Genomic DNA, 20821 nt, shown 5'->3' with positions numbered 1-20821 from the left:
TGGATCTTTACTTGGAGGTTCAGGAGACGATCCAGCCGGTGAGCTGATAGCCGATCAGCACAAACCCGGCGGTCATCATGATGGTGTTGGCGGTGTATGCGTGGCGCCAGAAACTATCGGTCCGGCGCCAGTAGCCCATGACAATGAGGATGGCAGCGAGTGCCAGAAGCTGGCCAATCTCAACGCCGACGTTGAAGGCAAGAAGATTGGGCACTAGCCCGTCGGGCGAGATGTTGTATTCGATGATCTTCGTCGACAGGCCAAAGCCGTGGAAAAAGCCGAAGATCAGGGTCGCGATCTTGGTGTTCGGCTGGAAACCGAGCCACCTCTGGAAACCGCCCATATTGTCGAGCGCCTTGTAGACGACCGACAGGCCGATGATCGCGTCGATGATGTAGCTGTTGATGCCAACGTTGAAATAGACGCCAAGCAGCATGGTCGTGGAATGGCCGAGCGCGAACAGGCTTACATAGATGCCAATGTGCTTCATCCGGTAGAGGAAGAAGATCACGCCGAACAGAAACAGGATGTGGTCGTATCCCGTCACCATGTGCTTGGCGCCGAGATAGATGAAGGGCAGCAGATTGATGCCCGTGATCTCCTGGATATAGCCCTTGTCGCCTTCGGCAACGGCATGGGCGAGGGCAGCCCCCCCAAACAATGGGAGGGTCAGGAGAGCGAGCAACACAGGTAGGGCGGGTCGCCAGCGCGCGCAAGGCGAGCACGGCAGGCCCTGATAGCAGGATCCTTGCATGAGAATTCCAATCTTCGTCGTTGAGGGTGGCCGCGCATGCGGCCGCGATCATGCGGTGAGGATCGGTCTCGGAGGGCGATCGAGCCGGGAACTTGCTTCCGGATCGGACAAGGACGGCGGATAAATCACCCAGGTCCGCCCGGCCGCAGGGACGGTCGGCGAAAAGTCCGGAAGCGTGCTCGCCGTCTCGTGCGAGTGGTCGGCGGGATTGTGGCCGTGAGAATGGCCGGATCCCTGCTCCTCGGTTGCACCGTCATCGTGGACGTGCCCGTGGGCTTCGATCTGTCCCGCCAGTTCGGCGTGACGGTCGGCCTCGGCGGCAGCGAGCGCGATGGGATCGTGCGAGACCGAACCGCCCATAGGCGACAGCAGCATGCCGAGCGCCATCGCGAAAGCGATGACGAGGCGAAAGGCTGCGCTATGGGTCCAATTCGGCATGCTTAACGATTATTCTCTAAAATCCTAACGAATGGTTGCGTGCACCAGAATCGAGGCCACTTTGAGGCTTGGAATATCCTCTCTGGGGGGATAGCATCAAGGCATGAATGAGCGTCCCCACGTCCACGAAACCCATCCTGCCATCATCAAGCGGCTGAAGCGCGCCGACGGCCATCTGCGCGGGATCGTCGAGATGATCGAGGCCGGCCGACCGTGCCTCGACATCGCCCAGCAACTTCATGCCGTGGAGAAGGCCATCGCCCAGGCGAAGAAGACGCTGATCCAAGACCACCTCAACCACTGCCTTGAGGACGTCGTCGGACCGCTGGCGCTCGAGCAGCGCCGCTCGATCGACGAGTTCAAAGATATCACCAAGTACCTGTGAGAAGCGCCATAATGGACAAAGTTCGCGATTGGTTCGGATTCGGCCCGATGACGCATGGCATGGGCGGCCACGGACATGATCACGGCGAGGGCGGCCATGGTCACACCCATGGCGTCATCGACCCGACGATCGCCACGACCACGCGCGGCATCTGGGCGATCAAATGGTCATTCGTCGTTCTGGCCATCACGGCGGCGCTTCAGCTCGTGGTCGTGTTCCTCTCCGGCAGCGTGGCACTGCTGGCCGACACGATCCACAATGTCGGCGACGCGGTCACCGCCATCCCATTGTGGGTCGCCTTCATGCTGGCCCGTCGCCAACCGAGCAAGGCGTTCACCTACGGGCTGGGCCGCGTCGAGGATCTGGCCGGCATTCTGATTGTCCTCATCATCCTGTTCAGCGCCATCGTTGCCGGCTACGAGGCGATCGACCGGTTGATCAATCCGCAGCCGATCGCATTTCTCGGCTGGGTCGCCATAGCCGGCATCATCGGTTTCATTGGGAACGAAGCCGTCGCCGTGTTCCGTATCCGGGTCGGCCGCGAGATCAACAGTGCCGCGCTGATCGCCGACGGTTATCATGCGCGCACCGACGGCTTTACCAGTCTGGCGGTTGTCCTGGGCGCTCTCGGCGTATGGCTTGGATTCCCGCTTGCCGATCCGATCATCGGGCTCCTGATCACGCTGGCGATCTTCGCGATCGTCTGGCAGTCGTCGAAAGCCGTGCTGACGCGCATGCTCGACGGTGTGGAGCCCGGCATCGTCGATGAAATCCATCATGCCGCCGAGCACGTGCCCGGTATCGAACGTGTCCAAAGCGTGCAGGCGCGCTGGATCGGCCACCGCCTGCATGCCGACGTCGCCATCAGGGTCGCCGACGCGGCGACGGCCAAGGATGTGCTGGGCGTCACCGAAGCCCTCAAGGAGGAACTGTTCGCCCACTTGCCGGCGTTGGCGGAAGCGAATGTGCGTCTGGAAAGCCCGGCCGGATCTGCCGAAAAGGGCACGGAACCCTCTCACGCTCATGGTCATCATGCGCCGGAGCCGTTCAAGGTCGACTGCGATCTGGCTGCGGGGACACTGGAGATCGTCGACACGCCTGCCGGCGAGCGGATGCGTCTGACGATCGACCGGCACGCCGACGATTTGACGGCGACGGTGATCATCGACCGGCCAGAGGGGCCGGAGACGTTGCACCTCGATCCTGTCGCCGACAATCATCATCGCCTTGAGAGCACGTTGGCCCCTGCCGAGCCGCATGAATTCGAGGCAAGACTGGTCCTGAAGGCCAAGGATCGCGAACAGGTGCTGCCGTTCAAGATGGTCGAACCCGAAGGCCACCATCACTGAGATCCGTGTGCCGGCTCGTACTCCGTCTCTGGCTCGACGAGCCGTCTCGAACTGCAAGAAAACAAAAATATGCTTCAGGTCTTGGCCAATCGCACCTACCGTCATCTCTTCCTGGCCCAGGTCATCGCCCTGATTGGCACTGGCCTTGCCACCGTGGCGCTCGGGCTGCTGGCCTATGACCTTGCCGGCGCCGATGCCGGCGCGGTGCTCGGCACGGCGCTCGCCATCAAGATGATCGCCTATGTCGGCGTGGCACCCGTTGCTGCCGCGTTCGCCGAGCGCCTGCCACGCCGTACCATGCTGGTTTCGCTCGACCTCATCAGGGCAGGGGTCGCCGTGTTCCTGCCCTTCGTCACCGAAGTCTGGCAGATATATCTTCTCATCTTCATCCTGCAGTCGGCGTCAGCAGGCTTCACCCCGACGTTCCAGGCTTCGATCCCTGACGTGCTGCCCAAAGAGAAGGACTACACACGGGCCTTGTCGCTCTCGCGACTGGCCTACGACCTGGAAAGCGTCGTCAGCCCCATCCTCGCGGCAGCGCTGCTTTCAGTCATAAGCTTCCATAGCCTGTTCGCCGGCACGGTTGTCGGGTTCCTGGCGTCAGCGGCTCTGGTCGTCTCTGTGGTTCTGCCCAGCCCGCAGCCCTCGGAGCCGCGCGGCATCTATGAACGCACGACGCGCGGGATCCGCATCTATTTGGCGACGCCGCGTTTGCGCGGCCTGCTGGCCCTTAATCTTGCCGTCGCGGCGGCCAGCGCCATGGTGATCGTCAACACGGTGGTCCTGGTGCAGGCGCAATTTGGCCTCTCCCAAACCGACACGGCGCTGGCGCTCGCAGCCTTTGGCGGTGGATCGATGATTGCAGCTCTTGCCCTGCCGCGGTTGCTTGAGAACGTACCGGACCGGGTTGCGATGCTCTCGGGCGCCGCGATACTGGTCGCCGGGGTGCTGATAGGGCCTCTCGCCAGCAGCTACTATCTGCTGCTGCCGCTCTGGTTCGTGCTCGGGCTCGGCTATTCACTGGCGCAGACGCCAACGGGCAGATTGATCAGGCGTTCCGCCGATGCCGTCGATCGGCCCGCTCTGTTTGCCGCTCAATTCGCACTGTCTCATGCCTGCTGGCTGATCACCTATCCGATTGCCGGCCGCGTCGGGGCGGCAATGGGATTGCCCTTCACATTCATTCTGCTTGGCGTCATGGGCGCCGCCGCCCTGATTGCCGCGATCTGGCTGTGGCCGAAACACGATCCGGACGTGCTTGTGCACACGCATGTCGATCTGCCCAAAGACGACCGGCACATCGGCGACGCGGTATGGTCGGAAGCAGGCTATGAGCATTCGCATGGTTACGTTGTCGATGATCGGCACCCGCAATGGCCAAAAGCAAGTTGAGCGCCCGGCATGCCTGGCGATCTCGCCGTCTATGGCGGTCTTTTTCTGACCGCGTTCGTGGCGGCTACAATCCTGCCGATGCAATCAGAAGCAGCCCTTGCGGGACTGCTTCTGACGGAAAGCTATGCTCCGGCTCTGCTCATCGTCTCCGCAAGCGCAGGCAATGTGCTCGGCTCGATCGTCAATTGGTGGCTTGGCCGGGGCGTCGATCACTTTCGCGACCGCAAATGGTTCCCGGTGAAGCCCTCCGCACTGACGCGCGCGACGCGATGGTACCAGCGCTATGGACGATGGTCACTGCTGTTGAGCTGGCTGCCCCTCATCGGCGATCCGCTGACGATCGTGGCGGGCGTCCTGCGGGAGCCGTTCTGGAGCTTCCTCGTGATCCTCACGATCGCGAAGGTTGGCCGCTACCTAGCGCTCGCGGCGGTGACACTGAGCTGGATGTAGCGGCTCATGGCAACACATTCGCGACCATCGCTTCCGACCTTTCTCTTGAGCCGACGCAGACCGAATAAGTATAGACATATCGCATATCCGAGTTAGCATGATTCAAAATCAATCAAAAAATGGGGAACTGACATGATCACTCTCGACCGCCGCAATTTCCTTGTTTCCACCGCCGGACTTGCCTTCGCCGCTGCGCTGCCACGCAGCGCCTTTTCCGAAACCACCGACACGCTGAAGATTGCCATCGCCGCGGAGACCGGCAATCTCGATTTGCTGCAGAACGTGTCGACGCTGAGCACCTACACCATCGTCTTCGATGCGCTGATCCACTATGGCCAGAACGGCGTGCTGGAGCCGGGACTTGCAACCAAATGGACCGTCGCGGACGATCAGCTCTCGATCGCCTTCGATCTGCGTGAAGGCGTGACCTTCAGCGACGGCACGGCCTTCGACTCGGCCGCGGCCGAATGGAACCTCAAGCGCTGGATGGGGGTAAGCGATTTTTCCTGGATTGGCGTTTCCGATGCATTCGACAGCATCGTCACGGACGGACCGAACAAGTTGACGGTCAAGCTGAAGCGGCCAGTGCCGGCGGCACTGCTTGAACTCACCATCGTGCGGCCAGTCCGTTTTCTGTCGCCCAAGGCGGTCGACAAGGATGGCAAGCAGACGGCGCCAATCGGCACCGGTCCGTGGATCGTCGAAAAATACGATTCGAGCGGCACCAGCCTCGTTCGCAACGACAAATACTGGGGTGAGAAGCCGCTCTTCAGCCGCATGGAATTGAAGGTGGTTCCCGATGAGCTCGCTCGCGCCAATGGTCTGCGCTCGGGCGACCTCGATGTCATCGGTGGCGACTGGGTGGCGACGCTGTCGCCGCGCCGCGCTCGCGCGCTGGAAAGCGACGGCATGAAGGTCGTGGCCGAGCCGGGCACGGCGACGATGCTGCTCGGCTATTCGCCGAAGTCGAAGATCATCGCCGACAAGGCCGTCCGCGACGCCGTCTACGCATCGGTCGACAGGGCGGCGATCGCCAAGGTGCTGTTCGAGGGCTTTGCCGACCCGGCCGCCGATCTGTTCCCGGCAAACGTGCCGTCGTCGGGCAAGCGGCATGACGTGCCGGTGCGCGACGTGGCGGCGGCCAAGAAGATCCTCGCCGATGGCGGCTGGGTCGACAGCGGCGGCGCCTGGACCAAGGCTGGCTCTACGCTGGCCATCGACTTTCTCGTTTCCGAAGAATCCCTGCCAGGGTCGCGGCGCATCGCCGAAATGATCCAGGGTCAGTTGTCCGAGGTCGGTTTCCAGGTCCAGGTGTCCTCGGTGGACAATGCCACCATGCATGAACGGCGTCCGGCCTTCGACTACGACCTGGCTTTCTTCACCACCTATGGAGCGCCCTATGATCCGCACGGCACACTCGGCAACGCCTTCGTCTCGACCGCCGACAGCGGCCCTGACGGCAAGATCTACGTCTCCGACGCGCTCGACGGCGTCGTCAAGGCTGCGCTCGAGGCGAGCGGCGCCGAACGCGACCTGAAGATGCAGGCCCTCTACGACTGGCTCCACGACAACACCGCCATCTGTCCTCTCGTCGTCAGCCAGAGACTGTGGGCACACAATCCGCGCGCGGAGAATTTCTCGCTCCCGGCGACCGACTATGATCTGCCGTTCAAGGCGATCACGCTGAAGGCCTGAAGACTTCGAGCCCAAGCGAGGCCTGACGATGAAGCGCACGATCCTGCGACGGATGCTGCTTGCCTGCCTATTGATCCTGGCGGCATCCGCGCTGACATTCGCCCTAGTTGCGGCCGCTCCGGGCAATGTTGCGGCGCTGATTGCCGAGCGTGCGGCGGGCCCCGGCGCGGACGCCGAAATGATCGCCAAGATCGGCAACGAGCTTGGCCTTCACGACCCGCTGCCGATCCGCTATGGACGCTGGCTGGCCAGCGCGCTGGCCGGCGATTTCGGCATTTCACTGCGAACGGGAAAGCCGATTTCTCAGGAGTTTGCCGCCCGCATTCCGATGACGACGGCTCTGCTTGCCGGCGGCGGCGTTCTCGCCTTCATCCTGTCGATTATGCTTGGCATCGCTGGCGCCGTCAGCAATGGCGGCGTGATGGACAGGTTCCTGCACGCATTTTCCTTGATCGGCGCGTCGACCCCGAACTTCTTCGTGGCGGCGCTGCTGGTCATCGTGTTTTCGGTGATGCTTGGCTGGGTGCCCACCTTCGGCACCAGCGGCTTCACCTCATGGCTTCTGCCATGGGTGACGATCGCGCTGTTCCCGGCCTGCGTTCTCAGCCGCGTCGCTCGGGTCAACCTCCAGGAAGCGATGTCGCGGCCGTTTGCGACGACGGGCTTCGCCAAGGGCTACACGAGAACCCAGGTGCTGCTGCGCGAGGCGCTGCCCAATATCGCCATTCCGTTCCTGACGACGTTCGGAGCCCAGTTCACGCTGATGATCATCGGATCGATCGTCGTCGAGACGGTGTTTGCATTGCGTGGCGTCGGTGCCTTCTTCATCGAGGCCATACGCTTCCGCGACTACATCGGCATGCAGTCGGTGCTGCTGCTGTTTGTCGTCTTCTTCGTCATGGTCAATTTCATTGTCGACATGATTTGCATCGTTGTGGATCCGCGAATGCGCCGGGCGCGGGGAGCATGAGGCGATGAACATTTCCGCAATCAAGGATATCAAGGGCTGGCCGTGGCTGGTGCTGCTCCCCGTCATCGGCTTTGTGCTCGTCGGCATCTTTGCCCCGGTGATCATGCCTTACGATCCAAGCGCGCAGGATTATTCGGCGACATTGGAGGGCATGAGCTGGAGCCACTGGCTCGGCACCGACTATCTCGGCCGTGATGTCCTCAGCCGCATCGTCGGCGGCGCCCGCATTTCCTTGGTGGCGATGGTGATCGTGCTCGTCGCCGCACTGGCGATCGGCGTGACGATCGGCTCCTTTGCCGGCTACGTCGGGGGACGTGTCGAGCTTGTCCTGATCAGCCTCATCGATATTGCGCTGGCGCTTCCGAGCCTGGTGATCGCGCTGGCGCTGATCGGCATTCTGGGCACCGGCTATTGGTCGATGATCACGGCGCTCACCTTGGCGTGGTGGGCGAACTATGCCCGCATGAGCCGCGCAGTCGTCACGGCCGAGTTGCAGCAGCCTTATATCGAGGCGGCCAGGGTCATGGGCGCTGGCCATCTGTGGATTTTTGTCCGCCATATCCTGCCGCATGTACTTGCCCTGGTCGTCGTCTATGCAAGCGCCGACGCCGGCGCTCTTGTACTGGCCATCGCTACGCTCAGCTTTCTTGGACTTGGCGTCGCGCCGCCAACGCCGGAGTGGGGTCAGATGCTCGTCGACGGCATGAGCTACATCGAGGAGGTTCCACGGCTCGTGGTCCTGCCCGGCCTAGCGCTGACGCTGGTCGTGGTCAGCTTCAATCTTCTGGGCGAAGCTTTCGCATTGCAAAAGGTGCCGCGGCCGGTTCGCGGCGCGACGTTGCGTAAACGCCGAAGGGCGCGCGCTCGCGAAGAAGCCGAGCGCAACGCCGTCGAAACCGGGACGACTTCAGCATGAGTGACAATCAGCCGCTCTATGCGATCGAGAATTTAGTCATCGATCTCTACGCCACCACCGTCTCGGTGCGGGCTGTGGATGGGGTGTCGTTCAACGTCCGTCCTGGAGAAACGGTCGCGGTCGTCGGCGAAAGCGGTTCGGGAAAGACCGTCATGACGCTCGGGCCGCTCGGTCTGCTGCCCGAGGGCGTGACGGTGGATATGAAGGGGTCGGCGCAAGCGGACGGAAGCGAATTGCTCAGCATCGGCTCCCGGCAATTATCGGATCTGCGCGGACGCTATTTCGGCGTGATCTTCCAGGACCCGATGAGCGCGCTCAACCCGATGCTGAAAATCGGCCCGCAACTGGCCCGGCAGGCGCGCCGTTTCGCCGGCCTGTCGCGCGAGGCTGCGCGCAAGCAAGCGGTTTCGCTTCTGGCACGCTCCGGCATTCCGGACCCTGAGGATCGCTACAACCGCTATCCGCACGAGATGTCGGGCGGCATGTTGCAACGCGCGATGATCGCGCTGGCGCTGGCGGCCCGGCCGCGCGTGCTGATTGCCGACGAGCCGACTACAGCGCTGGACGCCACCGTCCAGGCACAAATTCTGGAGCTCATCCGCCAGATTCAGCACGAGGACGGCATCGCGGTCGTGCTGATCACGCACGACATCGGCGTGGTTGCTTCCGTCGCGGACCGCGTCATCGTGCTTTACGCCGGACAGGTGGCGGAGGAGGGGACGGCGATGGATGTGCTGACCCAGCCGGTCCATCCCTATACGCGTGGGCTGCTCGCATCGGTGCCGGATTTTCCCGCTGACGACAATGTGGCTACGCGCGAGATACCGGGCCTGCCGCCAAGCCAGATCAGGCTGGAGCCGGGTTGCCGTTTCGCCGACCGCTGCGAATTGGTCGAAGCCGGTTGCCGAAAACACCGACCTCCGCTTCAGACGATATCGATCTCGGCAAATCCGCATCGCGTGGCCTGCCCGGTCGTGCTTCGGCGAGAAGGGATTGCTGTCCATGTCTGATGTCCCGGCGATCGAGGTCAGGGGATTGAAGGTGCATTTCGCTAACCGCTCGGGCATCGGCGCGGTGCGGGCGGTCGACGGTATAGACCTGTCGGTCGCGCGCGGCGCGTTCCACGGCATTGTCGGCGAGTCCGGCTGCGGCAAGACCACGCTGGCGCGCACCATCGTCGGTTTGCAGAAGGCGAGCGAGGGCACTGTCTTGATTGGAGGAAGGGATCGCGCCGAATGGCTGAAATCGGACAGGAAGTCGTTCAGCCGCGAAGTCCAGTTCGTCTTCCAGGATCCGTTGGGGTCGATGAGCCGTCGGCAGAGCGTCTATCAGACGCTGGAGGAGCCGCTGCAGATCCATCGCCTCGGCTCGTCGGCGGAGCGCCGCCGCCGCATCGCCGAGCTTCTGGATCTGGTTGCGCTGCCCGCGACCGTGCTCGACCGTTTGCCAAGGTCGCTCTCCGGCGGCCAGCGCCAGCGCGTTTCGATTGCGCGCGCACTCGCCCTCAAACCATCCATATTGGTCTGCGACGAACCGCTCAGCGCGCTCGACGTTTCGATCCGAGCGCAGATCGTCAACCTGTTTACGTCGTTGCAGAAGCAGCTTGGTCTGACCATCGTCATTGTCGCGCATGACTTGGCGATCGTGCGCGAAGTCTGCTCGAACGTGACGGTGATGTATCTCGGCCGCATTTCGGAAGCCGGTGTGACCCGGCCGCTGTTTCGCGAGCCGGCCCACCCCTACAGCCAGGCGCTGCTGTCGGCTGTTCCTTCTCCCGATCCTCGCATCGAAGCCGGGCGCCGCCGGATCATTCTAGCCGGCGATCCGCCAAGTCCGAGCGCGCCACCTCCGGGGTGCCGGTTCAACACGCGCTGTCCAGTCGCGATTGATGTCTGCCGGGTCGAGGAACCCCTGTTGCGGATGGTGCCCCACGGCGGCGTTGCCGCCTGTCACCTTGCAGATAGCGCGCGCCGCCCGGTGATCTGAAGGAGGGTCATTGCTGGCTCTCTTGACCAAACTGCCAGAGGGTCCATCTTGATCGTGTGGATTGTTCCGTTCTCCTGACTGAGGCGCGCTGAATGTCGAAGGCATTTTTTGTCCTGGCGTTTGCGGCTGTGTGGCTGACATCGCCGCTGGCGCATGCCGATAATGTCGATCTGGCGTTGGAAGCTTTTCACGCGATTTGTCTTGCCCATGGGCCTGACTTCGAGCGAACCGCCGCTGTAGCCGGGAGACGCGGATGGACACCGCTGTCCGGCGACGCAGCGCTTGCTCCGGTCGATGACGTAGATGCTTTCCAGGGCTGGGAGGCGACTGGCGACGACCTGCCTGCCAGAACCATGATCGCGGTGACAAAAGCCACCTTGAACGGCAAGGCCGTGCAAACCTGCTCAATCAGGCTGTTCGATGTCGACCGTGCGGCTTTCGAGGAGCGTTTCTTCGCCCGGACTGATGCGGAAAAAATCGGCGAGGACAGAAACGGGGCTCACGTCTCCAAACTCTACATATTGATTGCCGGCAATCGCAAGCAGCTTGTCCATTTGACGTCGCCAAGGTCCCGGATCAAGTCGAGCATGATCATTGCAAGCTCGATAGTCGATGATTAATCGGGGTGAACAGGCGGCCGATGGCGACCAAGGGTAGTGATTCCGACGGTGCTACTCGTGGCGCCACACCTTGTAGGCCGAGATGACGAGGATAGCAGCCAACAGAGGCAGCAGCACTTTCTCTGGCACGATGCCCAACAACATGCCGCCGATCCATGTCCCGACAATCGACCCCGCAGCAATCAGGACCACGAACCATTTGTTCCTCGCAATTACGCCAAAGCTTTGGTCCTGCGAATAGCGGGTGAAACCGACCATCATCGTCGGAAGGCTCACCGCAAGCGACATGCTCCCGGCAAGCTTGATGTCGATCCCGAAAAGCAGGACGAGCGTGGGGACAAGCAGTTCCCCACCGGCTACACCAAGCAACGACGCCACGACGCCGATGGCGAACCCGATGATGATCCCGGCAATGATCAAGGCCGGCCCGCTGAAAGGCGGCAGGCTTGTTAAGCTCTGATCGTGGCCAAAGACCAAGACGAGGGCGATAAGCAACAGTAGCGCGGCAATTACCTTATAGAGCGTTTCGGATTTGAGCCCTGTTGCCCATCCCGCACCGAACCAGGCACCGGCTAGGCTACCCGCCAGCAGATTGAGAATGACCGGCCAATGAGCCGCGACGGCGCTTAGAGGCACTGTAGCGGCCCGGAAGGGAAGGGCAGACGCAACCACCACCAAACTGGTGGCCTTGTTCAGAATTACCGCTTCAAGAGCGGCAAACCGGAACAGCCCGATGAGGAAGGGAAGGCGGAACTCTGCCCCGCCAAGGCCAATTAGTCCGCCAAGCGAACCGACGACAGCGCCAACCACAAATGCCAGTATTCCGCGTCTTTCGACCATGCGGACGATATGCAGCAAGGGTGTGTGAAATTCTAGTCCTCAATCCTCGATGGCCCGTCTCTCGCAAGAGACGCGGTCTTTTTTGCGTTTGCAAGGAACTCGCGGTAGGAACCATTCCTCGGCATCGATCCGGAGAAGGAAGTTGAGCGATAAGCAAAAGATCATCTGGATGATAGCGCTGGCAATCCTTGCCGGCATCGCGGTGATCATGCTCAACCACTGGCTGAAGGGCGACTTTGGGTAGCTGCTCCGGTATAAGTCACGCTGCATGGATGGCACGCAGAGAGGCCGTCCCATTTCGGCCTGCTTGCAATGGCAGACGCCTTCCCTGACCCGGAAACGATGAAGTGCGAGTGAAAATGCGACTGGCAGGCATCATATCAGGCGCGGCGCTGTTGCTCGCTTCCGCCGCGGCGGCGAGCGCCCATCCGCATGTCTTCGCCGAGGCGAGGCTGGATTTGATTGTCGGTCCCGACCGGACGGTCAAGTCACTTCGGCATTCCTGGCGTTTCGACGACCTCTTTTCCAGCACTGTGCTGATGGAATTCGACAAGAATTCCGACCTTGTCCTTGATGCAAAGGAACTCGATGAAGTCGCTCTTACCGTCCATGCATCGCTGGCCGAGTATAACTACTTTCAAATGGTGACGTTGAACGGCAAGGACGTGACGATGGCGCCGCCGCCGAAATTCAGCGTCAGCTATGAAAACGATCAACTCGTCGTCCAGTTCGAAACGCAGCCGAAGGACCCGTTGGCCCTTGCTGGAAATGTCAGCATCGGCGTCTATGATCCGACCTTCTACACGGCAATCGACTTTACCGATGACGACAAGATTGCGGTGGCGGGTCTGCCGCAAGGCTGCTCACGTGCGGTCGTGCGTCCCAATCCGGACACGGCCATAGCGCAAAACCAGAAAAGCCTGACAGACGCTTTCTTCAGTGACCCGACGGGGACCGATCTCGGCAAGATCTTCGCGACACGTCTTGAATTGACGTGTGGCTGACACGGAGCCGATCTGATCGCCATGTTCCGAACCCTCGTCGAATTCCAGCGAACGATCTACCTGGCGCCGGGCATCCACCTTTTATGAATCGGAGCGTGGCATACCCCAGGCGCCGATGCCTTTTCCCGCCATCCTCTGGAACAGGTCGGTGGCGACCCACCAGGCGAGCACCGCAAGAAATGCGCCGGCTATGAACTGAATGGCGAATTCGGCAGGCATGCCGCGATCGCCGATCCGTTTCTCGACGAGTTCTTCCCGGACGGCTCGCCGGATACGCTCACGCAGTTCGTCGTGGATCGTATCGCCGCTGCTTGCAAGCAATGCGTGGTGAAGCGGTCGGAATGCATGGGCGTGCTCGAACATGGGCAGGCTGAACTCGAACAGGCGGCTACCTGTTTCTTGACTTGCCGCCTCGCGCCTGCGGCCGATAGACCGCAGATGCGCCTCGATGGTCGCGCTGCGCAGAGCATCCTTGTCGGCATAGTGGGTATAGAAGGTCGACCTGCCGATATTGGCCCTCCGGCAAATGTCGTCGACGGTGATGGCAGCATATCCCTGCTCCGGGATCAGGGCGATGAGCGCGTCCTGCAGCAGGCCGCGCGTCCGCGCGACGCGTCGATCGATCGTGTTCCGCTCGCCCGCACGTTCGATTTTCATGGCCATGGCCCTCTGCAGTGCCCGGTTTCGGACATTCGGCGGTCCGGTGTCTGACAACACCATTTCCAGACATTGTGTCCATTATGATACGCCAAGTCCAGGAGCTCAAATCGGGGTTTGGGCACGACGCAAGGAAGCAGAAGGTCGCCAGACATGCATTCATCTGATCATCACGCCAATAACGGACCGCATTCGCGCAAGAGGGTGATAGCGTTGGTTCTGCTTGCCAAACTGTCGCTGGTTGCCGGCTTCCTCGTCCTCGCCAAATTGGGCATGGGCTATGTTCAGGCTGGCGCTTGGACGGCGGCATTCCACGGACTCGTCCTCGCGGTGATCGCGGGACTGGCGCTGTGGGGCAGCCTGCGTCACAGGGGGCTCGTCGGCAACGGTGCGCAGAGCGCGAGCGACAGGGGCATTGGCATCGTCCTGCACCGGGCGGCGGCCTATGACTTGCTTGCGCGCGTTCTGACCCTCGGGCGCGAGGGCCGCTTTCGCGAGTTCATGCTTCGCCCGGCAAAGCTCCAGCCCGGCGAAGCGATGCTCGATGTCGGCTGTGGAACGGGCACCCTTGCCATTGCTGCGAAGCGGCTGGTCGGTTCGGACGGAAGCGTCACCGGCGTCGATGCGTCGGCCGAAATGATCGAGAGGGCGCGCGCCAAGGCCGAGCGGTCCGGTCTCGATCTGACGTTCGTCAACGGGACGGCGCAGAAGCTTCCCTTCAAAGCCGGCAGGCCGGCTGTTGCTCATCGATTTCGGCAGGCCGGTGTCCAGATTACCCAGGCTCCACAAGCATGGTCATGTCGATATGCATTCGGTCGCCTCGCTGTTGACCGAGAGCGGATTCCAGGTCAGCGATATCGGCGCGGTCGGCACCAAGAACCTGAAATACATTCGCGCAACGACGAGTAAGGACCAGCCAGGCCAGGCGTCGCCGGCATCGCCGTGATCATGCTCAGGCACTGGCTGAATGGCGACCCGTTCTGAGGCGAACAATCACATATGGGCGTTGGCACGTCCCAATTCGGCCTGCTTGCAATGGCAGCTGTCCTGCCTGAACAAAAAACCCGAAGTGAGTCTTCGCCATGTGCCTTGAATTGACCTGCGGATGATGTTCCAAACCCTTGTCGAGTTTCAGCGCACGATCTACCTCGCGCTGGCCGAGCAGATCAAATTGCTGTCGGCGGGCGGCGACTGGCTGGCGTTCATGGCCTTCTTGCCGATGGGAGTGCTGTTTGGTGCGGCGCATGCTCTGACGCCAGGTCACAGCAAAGCCGTGCTGGCGACGTATCTGGCCGGTTCGGATGCCAAGGTTTCGCGCGGCCTTCTCGTGTCGCTGACACTCTCGTTCACGCATGTGACGATAGCCGTGCTGATCGCAGCCCTCTCGTTGCCGCTGGTCTCGATTGCTTTGGGTAGCGTTGGCCGGGCGCCGCTTTTGGAAGATGTCAGTCGCGGCCTGCTCGGCCTGATCGGCGTCTGGATGCTCTGGCGCGCTTTGAGCCATGGCCATCACCAAAAGCATGAAGGTGAAGCCGTCGGCGTCATGGCGGGCTTGATCCCGTGTCCACTCACGCTTTTTGTGATGACCTTCGCGATATCCAGAGGCGTTCCGGTCGCCGGCATCCTCTTCGCAATCACCATGATGTTCGGCGTGGCGTTGACGCTGTCTTGCGTAGCCGTGTTGTCGATCCTGTTTCGGGAGCGTCTCGTGCATTTTTTCGACAGCAGGCCACGCCTGTTCGATATCATTTCTCGGACCATCGAAGGTGCCGCTGGAGTTATTCTTGCTGGTGTGGCCGTCTGGCAGATTTCATCGCGCTGAGAGGCATATGAGCGGCGCGCCCGCAGCAAACCGAACCCGCTCAGCCGGATGAAATGGCAAGCGGTGCATCCGGGCAGACATCCTGCCACGGCCGGCTTCGAGACTGGCGGCCAGCTATGCGTCTCAGCCTTGCGGCGCGAGGCCCAAGCGTAGAGCGCGTCATAGATTATGAATCCGTGTTTCAGAACCTCGTGGTCATCGGATGTCAGGTCCCGCAGCCCCATGGAGATCGCGAGCAAGCCCGCCGACTGTGCCGTGAGATCGTGCTGGTCGGTATCGGCGCCGCGCACGATCGCGGCAATGGTCACGATGGCCGGGTCGCGCTCGAGCCCGTATTTCGCGACGAAGGTATCGAAACTGCAACCGTCGCCGACATGGGTGAACTCAACACCAGGCACATCATACGGTGTCGCGCCCGTCTCCTGGGCAACGGAGATCACCTGATCGGGCGGTGCGAAGAGGAACTCCGGTTCCTTGTCGATAAAGCGCGCAATCAGCCAGGGGCAGGCGATGCGGTCGATGACAGGCCGTTCTCGGGTAACCCATTTCATGATTCATCTCCTTCCTTGAGTATCAGCGGGACGGTCGGCGCGCCGATCGCATGCCAGGCGGCGATGCCGCCGGAAAGCGCACTTGCATCGATGCCGCGGCGACGCAGTTCGGCGACGGCGTCACCGCTGACCTGGAAGCCGTAGACGCAATAGACGATGACCGGCTTGCCCCTCGGCAGCTCATCCGCCCAATCGGCGATCTTCTCGGGGGCTCGGAGCTTGGCCCCCGGCAGCATATCGCTGCGCTTTGCCAGATCCTCGGCGAGGCAGACGTCGAGCACCACGAGATCTTCTCCCTGAACGAGGCGCGCCCGCAGTTCCTCTGGCGCGATCGCTGGAACCGCGTCGTCCGATGCCGATCCTGTTGAAGGATCATGCTGCGCGATGGCCCGGCGGTGGCGGGCAGCGACCCGTTCCCAATGGATGTTCTTCATGAAGGCATCGACATAGGCGCCGGCCTTGGCGCCGAAATCCATGTGGTAGGCATGTTCGTACATGTCGAGCGCGAGGATCGGAATGCCGCCGGCAAGGCAGTTGGTGTGATCCGCTGCCCATTGGATCGTCAGCCGATCGCGGGGCTCCGACCAGGTCAGCAGGGTCCATCCCGAACCGCCGGCTTGCGCCTTCGCACAAGCCATGAACTTCGCGCGCCAGGCCGCCACACTGCCAAAGTCGCGCTCCAGGGCAGCCGCGAGATCGTCTCCGGCATCGCCGGAGCCACCGAGCCCATCGAAATAGATTTCGTGCAGGATCGCCGAGTTGGCCGCGACCAACTCTTCGCGCTTCAGCCCGTTGATGTCGAAGACGGGTGCCGCGCCCCAGTCGAGCCCGTCGAGCCGTTGTTCGATGGCGTTGAGGCGGCGAACGGCACCGCCGTAATTGTTTTCATAGTGGCTTGCCAACAGCCGCTCGGAGAGGCCGACGAGGCGAGGGGGCTTGAACGGCAGCGGCATGATCTGGTGTGGCATCGGTTTCCCCACTCTGCGGCACGGCCCATCCGTGAGGACGCGAACGCTATGCCTGAATGGAAAATGATACAAGTGTTGCATTGATCTTTGTTCGTGATACGGTTCACCTATGAGTGAGGGGCAATCGCAGGAACAGCGCTGGCTGCTCCTGATCCATCAGCTGCCAAGCAAACCCGCCTATTTTCGGGTGAAGATCTGGCGACGGTTGCAAGGCATCGGCGCGGTCGCAGTCAAAAGCACCGTCTACGCCCTGCCGGCCAATGCCGAGATGCAGGAGGATTTCGAATGGCTTCTCAAGGAGATCGTCGCTGGCGGCGGCGAAGCTATGTTGTGCGAGGCACGCCTGCTTGACGGTCTGTCGGACGCGCAGGTGAGGGCGCTGTTCGACGAGGCGCGTGACGCCGATTACGCCGAGATCGCCAACGACGCACGCGATCTTGCCGCGGGGATCAGAGCGGACGCGATGTCGGAAAAGCATGCGGAGGCGCGATCGCAACTCGGCCGCCTGCGCAAGCGGCTCGCCGAGATCGTGGCGATCGACTTTTTCGGCGCTACTGGTCGCCTCAGCGTCGAAGGACTGATCGCCGATCTCGAGACACTGGTAAAAGAGGACAAGGCGATGGCCAAGGAACCGACGAAGCCGACCGAGGCGAGCGACCTCAAGAGCCGGGTATGGATCACGCGCCGGGACGTGCATGTCGACCGCATTGCCTGCAGCTGGCTGATCCGGCGCTTCATCGACCCGGACGCGGTCATCCGCTTCGTGGCGGGAAAAGGATACGTGCCGAACGAGGGTGAATTGCGCTTCGACATGTTCGAGGGTGAAATCACCCATGAAGGCGACCGCTGCAGCTTCGAGTTACTGCTGGCCCGCGCCGGCATTACCGATACGGCGTTGCAGGCCATCGCCGAGGTCGTCCACGATATCGATCTCAAGGACAGCAAGTTCGGCCGCGAGGAAACCACCGGCATCGCCAGCCTGATCGCCGGTATCGCCATGGCGAACGCCGGCGACGAACAACGGATCGCCGAGGGCGCTTCGGTGTTCGACAACCTGTACCGATATTTCCGCTCGAAGCGCGGGTGACCCGAGGATCTAACTATGGTCAACGCAGAGAGCACCGTGACAGCACCAAACCAACCAACCGAGACCCCCGGCCATGGCATTTCGTTTGCTGAGGCCACGCGGGGTGTGGGCGCGTGTGGCCGCGCTCAGCTTCGGCGGTCCGGCCGGTCAGATCGCCATGATGCACCGGATCATCGTCGAGGAAAAACGCTGGATCGGCGAGACCAGGTTCCTGCATGCGCTGAACTATTGCACGCTGCTCGGCGGAGCTGAATCCCTTGGATTCAATAACGAGAGCGCGCCGGTCGAAGCCGATAACGAGATCAATTTGCCGGGCGCCGAAATTCACGTTGGCAAGGACAACCGCTGGGATGCCATATGCCGACAGGGTCTCAACCGCGCGCTTAAGGGTAGCGCGTTCCGATGCGTGCCCTATAGGGGTGCCTATGAAAATTTCGACAGAGGTCATTGCCTCATTATGCACGAAATAGGGGCGGCCCTCATCAGAGATCTATGTTGCTAATGATAGCTGTCATTAACGCCAAAAGGCTCGTTTCCGTTACACAAATCCTTTCACATCGATCAGAAAAATGCCAAATATTGCTTTGCAAACAAGCAGATGTAAGAAGGCTATTCGGTCTCCAAAACCGCAGGTCCTTCTACCGACGGAAGCCATCCAGGCTCTGTTTCAAAGCAGCGAGATCGTGGCCGCGACCGCCGATCGGAGGCGTTCAACGCCGCCGGAGATTGCGAACTGGTACGGCCACTCGCGGCAATTTTATGCAGCCCTCGCCGCTTGGATAGTATGAAGCATTTCTGGCTTGAGGTGCGTATAGCGCCGCAACATCTTCCAATCCTTGTGCCCTGTGACCAGCGCTACCTGTTCAATTGTGAACCCAGCTTCGAAAAGGCGGCTCGTTCCTTCATGCCGCAAATCATGAAAATGAAGGTCGTGGATGTCCAGGTCAGCGCACCCTAGACGGAAGGCGGTGCCGACTGACCTATGATTGAATGGGAAAATTCGATCATCGTCATTGCTCCGCTTGGCCAGTCGGTCCTCGACAATGGCCCATGCGTCGTACCCAGTTGCCGCGAACAAGGGTATGCGTTGATTGTTCCCGTTTTTGTTTCGCGGGTCTTTCCGGTCACGGATGAGAAGCATCCGGGTGCGAGATTCCATGTCGGACCACCGCGCCTTGCAGATTTCCTCCTGGCGCATCGCCGTTGCGACGGCGAAACGTATTATCTGACCAATCGGCGCTATTTGACGAGGATTTGCATCGAAGTGGGCGATGAGCCTGTCGAGTTCATCCTGGGTCGGCCTCCTGTCGCGCTGATTGCCCTTACCAACGAGGCCAAGCCTCTTTAGGGCAATACGCGCGAGATCAACCGGTTCGACCTTGACGGGCAGGCCGTGCACTGCAGCGGCATGAGCCAGAATGAGTTTTACAAAGCCGATGTCGATGCCGAGCGTCATCGGTCCGGCACCTTGGGCGGCCCGGTCGCGCCCAAAACGAATGAGCCGTTCGCGATCGAGAGCCGCGATGTTGCACTTCCCCAGATGTCTTTGGAGCATATCGAGAGCCGCGGCCTTGGAGCGGCGAGGGGACTTGCCTACATCGCACATGTCGTCGATATGAAGGTCGATGAGTTCACCGAAAGTTTTCAGGCGGGCTATACGGGACTTGGTCGGCGTCTCACCACGATCGACTTGGCGCTCGGCTTCGGTTGCCCAGCGCCGTGCGTCGTCTCGGCGCAGGAAGGTCTCGCTGACGTAGCGACCCTTGCGACGGACTTGGACACGCCAGGAACCGGACGAGAGTTTTGTGTAGGTGGCCATTTTTTCGTGTGCGCTCTGTGTGCACTGAGAGATCGAAACGTGGCGAAAAGGGTAGGTCGTATTCTGGCGTAAATTCGTGTGCACTCGGCAGGTTCTAACGATTTGATGTTAAAGAAAAAATGCTGAAAAATCAAGAGCATAGACTGGCTATTGCACCCATGATGGATTGGACGGACCGGCATTGCCGGTTCTTCCACCGCCAGTTGACGAGCCATGCGCTGCTTTACACCGAGATGGTGGTGGCCGACGCGGTCATTCACGGCGCGCGCGAGCGGCTGCTCGGCTTCGATGCGACGGAACATCCGGTCGCGCTGCAGCTCGGCGGCTCTGATCGTGAAAAGCTCGCCGAGGCTGCCCGCATCGGCGAGGCTTTTGGCTATGACGAGATCAACCTCAATGTCGGCTGTCCGTCGGACCGCGTTCAGTCGGGCACGTTCGGCGCCTGCCTGATGAAGGTGCCGGACCTCGTCGCCGGCTGCGTTGCGGCGATGAAAGCGGCGGTGAAGATCCCCGTGACGGTCAAATGCCGCATAGGCGTCGACGAGCAGGACCCGGAACCAGCCCTCGATGCGCTGGCGGATGGGGTTTTCGATGCCGGCGCCGACGCGTTGTGGGTGCATGCACGCAAGGCGTGGCTGGAAGGGCTGAGTCCCAAGGAAAACCGAGACATCCCGCCGCTCGATTACAGCAGAGTCTATCGACTGAAGGCAAAAAAGAACAACAAATTCATAGGAATAAATGGTGGAATTCAGTCGATTGAAGAGGCCCGGGCGCATCTCGGTCACGTCGACGGCGCCATGCTTGGCCGCGCCGCCTACCACACGCCCGGCATTCTGGCCGGCGTCGATGCCGCTTTCTACGGCGTTCAGTCCGAGCCGTTCGATTTTGCCGCGCTGATCGATACGATGGCGCACTATGCGGCACGCCATATCGAGCAGGGTGGCCGGCTTGGCCATGTCACTCGCCATATGGTCGGACTGTTCCATGGCCTGCCCGGCGCGCGCCGCTACCGGCAGATCCTCTCCACCGACGCGACAAAACCCGGCGCCGGCCCCGACGTTCTGAAGACGGCTTTCGCGGCCGTCGAGTTCGGTGGAGCAGCAGCCGAAGCGGCTTGA

At 61.4% G+C, this 20821-nt stretch carries 21 protein-coding genes and 2 pseudogenes; 16 read left to right on the top strand and 7 right to left on the bottom strand.

The features are described 5' to 3' along the window. Nucleotides 1-19 precede the first annotated feature (19 nt). The gene (locus NKK51_RS08485) at nucleotides 20-688 is read right to left on the bottom strand and encodes a HupE/UreJ family protein (protein ID WP_502900914.1); all 669 of its coding nucleotides are present in this window, start codon (nucleotides 686-688) and stop codon (nucleotides 20-22) included. Between the two features lie 114 nt (nucleotides 689-802). After that, nucleotides 803-1192: a hypothetical protein gene (locus NKK51_RS08480; protein WP_352552249.1), complete on the bottom strand. Its 390-nt coding sequence runs from the start codon at nucleotides 1190-1192 to the stop codon at nucleotides 803-805. A 103-nt stretch (nucleotides 1193-1295) separates the two neighbouring features. Here NKK51_RS08480 and NKK51_RS08475 point away from each other — a divergent pair, with 103 nt between their 5' ends. The 10 genes from NKK51_RS08475 (at nucleotide 1296) to NKK51_RS08430 (ending at nucleotide 10955) form a co-directional block, all read left to right on the top strand. Continuing rightward, nucleotides 1296-1577 carry a metal-sensing transcriptional repressor gene (locus tag NKK51_RS08475; protein WP_023669876.1) on the top strand — a complete coding sequence of 94 codons (282 nt, stop codon included), beginning with the start codon at nucleotides 1296-1298 and terminating at the stop codon, nucleotides 1575-1577. An 11-nt stretch (nucleotides 1578-1588) separates the two neighbouring features. After that, the gene (locus NKK51_RS08470; RefSeq protein ID WP_502902450.1) at nucleotides 1589-2926 is read left to right on the top strand and encodes a cation diffusion facilitator family transporter; all 1338 of its coding nucleotides are present in this window, start codon (nucleotides 1589-1591) and stop codon (nucleotides 2924-2926) included. Nucleotides 2927-2995: 69 nt separating this feature from the next. Then, the gene (locus NKK51_RS08465; RefSeq protein ID WP_023708305.1) at nucleotides 2996-4318 is read left to right on the top strand and encodes an MFS transporter; all 1323 of its coding nucleotides are present in this window, start codon (nucleotides 2996-2998) and stop codon (nucleotides 4316-4318) included. Nucleotides 4319-4327: 9 nt separating this feature from the next. Beyond that, nucleotides 4328-4768 carry a YqaA family protein gene (locus tag NKK51_RS08460; protein ID WP_352552247.1) on the top strand — a complete coding sequence of 147 codons (441 nt, stop codon included), beginning with the start codon at nucleotides 4328-4330 and terminating at the stop codon, nucleotides 4766-4768. A gap of 132 nt (nucleotides 4769-4900) precedes the next feature. Next, nucleotides 4901-6463, top strand: coding sequence for an ABC transporter substrate-binding protein (locus NKK51_RS08455; RefSeq protein ID WP_352552246.1), 1563 nt, complete (start codon nucleotides 4901-4903; stop codon nucleotides 6461-6463). A gap of 28 nt (nucleotides 6464-6491) precedes the next feature. Then, nucleotides 6492-7433: an ABC transporter permease gene (locus NKK51_RS08450; protein ID WP_352552244.1), complete on the top strand. Its 942-nt coding sequence runs from the start codon at nucleotides 6492-6494 to the stop codon at nucleotides 7431-7433. Nucleotides 7434-7437: 4 nt separating this feature from the next. After that, entirely contained in the window at nucleotides 7438-8349 is a 912-nt protein-coding gene (locus NKK51_RS08445) for an ABC transporter permease (RefSeq protein WP_352552243.1), read from the top strand. Continuing rightward, a complete protein-coding gene (locus NKK51_RS08440) occupies nucleotides 8346-9359 on the top strand; it encodes an ABC transporter ATP-binding protein (protein ID WP_352552242.1) in 1014 nt (337 codons plus the stop codon). The genes NKK51_RS08445 and NKK51_RS08440 overlap by 4 nt, the downstream gene beginning before the upstream one ends. After that, nucleotides 9352-10335 (top strand): ABC transporter ATP-binding protein, encoded by a 984-nt coding sequence (locus tag NKK51_RS08435; protein ID WP_352552240.1) that lies wholly within the window; start codon nucleotides 9352-9354, stop codon nucleotides 10333-10335. Before NKK51_RS08440 ends, NKK51_RS08435 begins: the two co-directional genes overlap by 8 nt. Nucleotides 10336-10427: 92 nt before the next feature. Continuing rightward, the gene (locus NKK51_RS08430) at nucleotides 10428-10955 is read left to right on the top strand and encodes a hypothetical protein (protein ID WP_352552239.1); all 528 of its coding nucleotides are present in this window, start codon (nucleotides 10428-10430) and stop codon (nucleotides 10953-10955) included. A 51-nt stretch (nucleotides 10956-11006) separates the two neighbouring features. On the opposite strand, the gene NKK51_RS08425 is transcribed toward NKK51_RS08430, so the two are convergent. Then, a complete protein-coding gene (locus tag NKK51_RS08425) occupies nucleotides 11007-11795 on the bottom strand; it encodes a sulfite exporter TauE/SafE family protein (RefSeq protein ID WP_352552274.1) in 789 nt (262 codons plus the stop codon). A 359-nt stretch (nucleotides 11796-12154) separates the two neighbouring features. Here NKK51_RS08425 and NKK51_RS08420 point away from each other — a divergent pair, with 359 nt between their 5' ends. Continuing rightward, nucleotides 12155-12799 (top strand): DUF1007 family protein, encoded by a 645-nt coding sequence (locus NKK51_RS08420; protein ID WP_352552272.1) that lies wholly within the window; start codon nucleotides 12155-12157, stop codon nucleotides 12797-12799. Between the two features lie 81 nt (nucleotides 12800-12880). Here the strand turns inward: NKK51_RS08420 and NKK51_RS08415 are convergent, their stop codons facing one another. Further along, nucleotides 12881-13462: a TetR/AcrR family transcriptional regulator gene (locus NKK51_RS08415; protein WP_352552237.1), complete on the bottom strand. Its 582-nt coding sequence runs from the start codon at nucleotides 13460-13462 to the stop codon at nucleotides 12881-12883. Nucleotides 13463-13609: 147 nt separating this feature from the next. Between NKK51_RS08415 and NKK51_RS08410 the strand changes: the two genes are divergently transcribed. Together NKK51_RS08410 and NKK51_RS08405 are read left to right on the top strand one after the other, a co-directional pair. Then, nucleotides 13610-14365 (top strand): methyltransferase domain-containing protein, encoded by a 756-nt coding sequence (locus NKK51_RS08410; RefSeq protein WP_352552235.1) that lies wholly within the window; start codon nucleotides 13610-13612, stop codon nucleotides 14363-14365. 199 nt (nucleotides 14366-14564) lie between these two features. After that, nucleotides 14565-15278, top strand: coding sequence for a nickel/cobalt transporter (locus tag NKK51_RS08405; RefSeq protein WP_352552271.1), 714 nt, complete (start codon nucleotides 14565-14567; stop codon nucleotides 15276-15278). Between the two features lie 155 nt (nucleotides 15279-15433). Here NKK51_RS08405 and NKK51_RS08400 read toward each other — a convergent pair. Continuing rightward, a pseudogene (locus tag NKK51_RS08400) lies at nucleotides 15434-15829 on the bottom strand (chromate resistance protein ChrB domain-containing protein); the annotation flags it as partial. Continuing rightward, nucleotides 15826-16797: a Fe-Mn family superoxide dismutase gene (locus tag NKK51_RS08395; protein ID WP_352552233.1), complete on the bottom strand. Its 972-nt coding sequence runs from the start codon at nucleotides 16795-16797 to the stop codon at nucleotides 15826-15828. The gene NKK51_RS08395 and the pseudogene NKK51_RS08400, both read right to left, overlap by 4 nt. A 109-nt stretch (nucleotides 16798-16906) precedes the next feature. Between NKK51_RS08395 and NKK51_RS08390 the strand changes: the two genes are divergently transcribed. Together NKK51_RS08390 and NKK51_RS08385 are read left to right on the top strand one after the other, a co-directional pair. Then, nucleotides 16907-17884: a chromate resistance protein ChrB domain-containing protein gene (locus NKK51_RS08390; protein WP_352552231.1), complete on the top strand. Its 978-nt coding sequence runs from the start codon at nucleotides 16907-16909 to the stop codon at nucleotides 17882-17884. A gap of 15 nt (nucleotides 17885-17899) precedes the next feature. Continuing rightward, nucleotides 17900-18140 (top strand): annotated as a pseudogene (locus NKK51_RS08385) (chromate transporter); the annotation flags it as partial. Between the two features lie 501 nt (nucleotides 18141-18641). On the opposite strand, the gene NKK51_RS08380 reads toward NKK51_RS08385, so the two are convergent. Then, nucleotides 18642-19703 carry a site-specific integrase gene (locus NKK51_RS08380; RefSeq protein ID WP_352552229.1) on the bottom strand — a complete coding sequence of 354 codons (1062 nt, stop codon included), beginning with the start codon at nucleotides 19701-19703 and terminating at the stop codon, nucleotides 18642-18644. Between the two features lie 119 nt (nucleotides 19704-19822). On the opposite strand from NKK51_RS08380, the gene dusA reads away from it, so the two are divergent. Further along, nucleotides 19823-20821 carry a tRNA dihydrouridine(20/20a) synthase DusA gene (dusA, locus tag NKK51_RS08375; RefSeq protein ID WP_352552228.1) on the top strand — a complete coding sequence of 333 codons (999 nt, stop codon included), beginning with the start codon at nucleotides 19823-19825 and terminating at the stop codon, nucleotides 20819-20821.

It is taken from the genome of Mesorhizobium sp. M0011 (assembly GCF_040324155.1).
Taxonomy (GTDB): Bacteria; Pseudomonadota; Alphaproteobacteria; order Rhizobiales; family Rhizobiaceae; genus Mesorhizobium.
This window is presented reverse-complemented; position numbering and strand designations above follow the sequence as displayed.

Coding starts and splice junctions, on each gene's coding strand:
- NKK51_RS08480 (WP_352552249.1), bottom strand. CDS start 1,192: ATGCCGAATTGGACCCATAGCGCAGCCTTTCGCCTCGTCATCGCTTTC.
- NKK51_RS08475 (WP_023669876.1), top strand. CDS start 1,296: ATGAATGAGCGTCCCCACGTCCACGAAACCCATCCTGCCATCATCAAG.
- NKK51_RS08470 (WP_502902450.1), top strand. CDS start 1,589: ATGGACAAAGTTCGCGATTGGTTCGGATTCGGCCCGATGACGCATGGC.
- NKK51_RS08465 (WP_023708305.1), top strand. CDS start 2,996: ATGCTTCAGGTCTTGGCCAATCGCACCTACCGTCATCTCTTCCTGGCC.
- NKK51_RS08460 (WP_352552247.1), top strand. CDS start 4,328: ATGCCTGGCGATCTCGCCGTCTATGGCGGTCTTTTTCTGACCGCGTTC.
- NKK51_RS08455 (WP_352552246.1), top strand. CDS start 4,901: ATGATCACTCTCGACCGCCGCAATTTCCTTGTTTCCACCGCCGGACTT.
- NKK51_RS08450 (WP_352552244.1), top strand. CDS start 6,492: ATGAAGCGCACGATCCTGCGACGGATGCTGCTTGCCTGCCTATTGATC.
- NKK51_RS08445 (WP_352552243.1), top strand. CDS start 7,438: ATGAACATTTCCGCAATCAAGGATATCAAGGGCTGGCCGTGGCTGGTG.
- NKK51_RS08440 (WP_352552242.1), top strand. CDS start 8,346: ATGAGTGACAATCAGCCGCTCTATGCGATCGAGAATTTAGTCATCGAT.
- NKK51_RS08435 (WP_352552240.1), top strand. CDS start 9,352: ATGTCTGATGTCCCGGCGATCGAGGTCAGGGGATTGAAGGTGCATTTC.
- NKK51_RS08430 (WP_352552239.1), top strand. CDS start 10,428: ATGTCGAAGGCATTTTTTGTCCTGGCGTTTGCGGCTGTGTGGCTGACA.
- NKK51_RS08425 (WP_352552274.1), bottom strand. CDS start 11,795: ATGGTCGAAAGACGCGGAATACTGGCATTTGTGGTTGGCGCTGTCGTC.
- NKK51_RS08420 (WP_352552272.1), top strand. CDS start 12,155: ATGCGACTGGCAGGCATCATATCAGGCGCGGCGCTGTTGCTCGCTTCC.
- NKK51_RS08415 (WP_352552237.1), bottom strand. CDS start 13,462: ATGGCCATGAAAATCGAACGTGCGGGCGAGCGGAACACGATCGATCGA.
- NKK51_RS08410 (WP_352552235.1), top strand. CDS start 13,610: ATGCATTCATCTGATCATCACGCCAATAACGGACCGCATTCGCGCAAG.
- NKK51_RS08405 (WP_352552271.1), top strand. CDS start 14,565: ATGTTCCAAACCCTTGTCGAGTTTCAGCGCACGATCTACCTCGCGCTG.
- NKK51_RS08395 (WP_352552233.1), bottom strand. CDS start 16,797: ATGCCACACCAGATCATGCCGCTGCCGTTCAAGCCCCCTCGCCTCGTC.
- NKK51_RS08390 (WP_352552231.1), top strand. CDS start 16,907: ATGAGTGAGGGGCAATCGCAGGAACAGCGCTGGCTGCTCCTGATCCAT.
- NKK51_RS08380 (WP_352552229.1), bottom strand. CDS start 19,703: ATGGCCACCTACACAAAACTCTCGTCCGGTTCCTGGCGTGTCCAAGTC.
- dusA (WP_352552228.1), top strand. CDS start 19,823: ATGCTGAAAAATCAAGAGCATAGACTGGCTATTGCACCCATGATGGAT.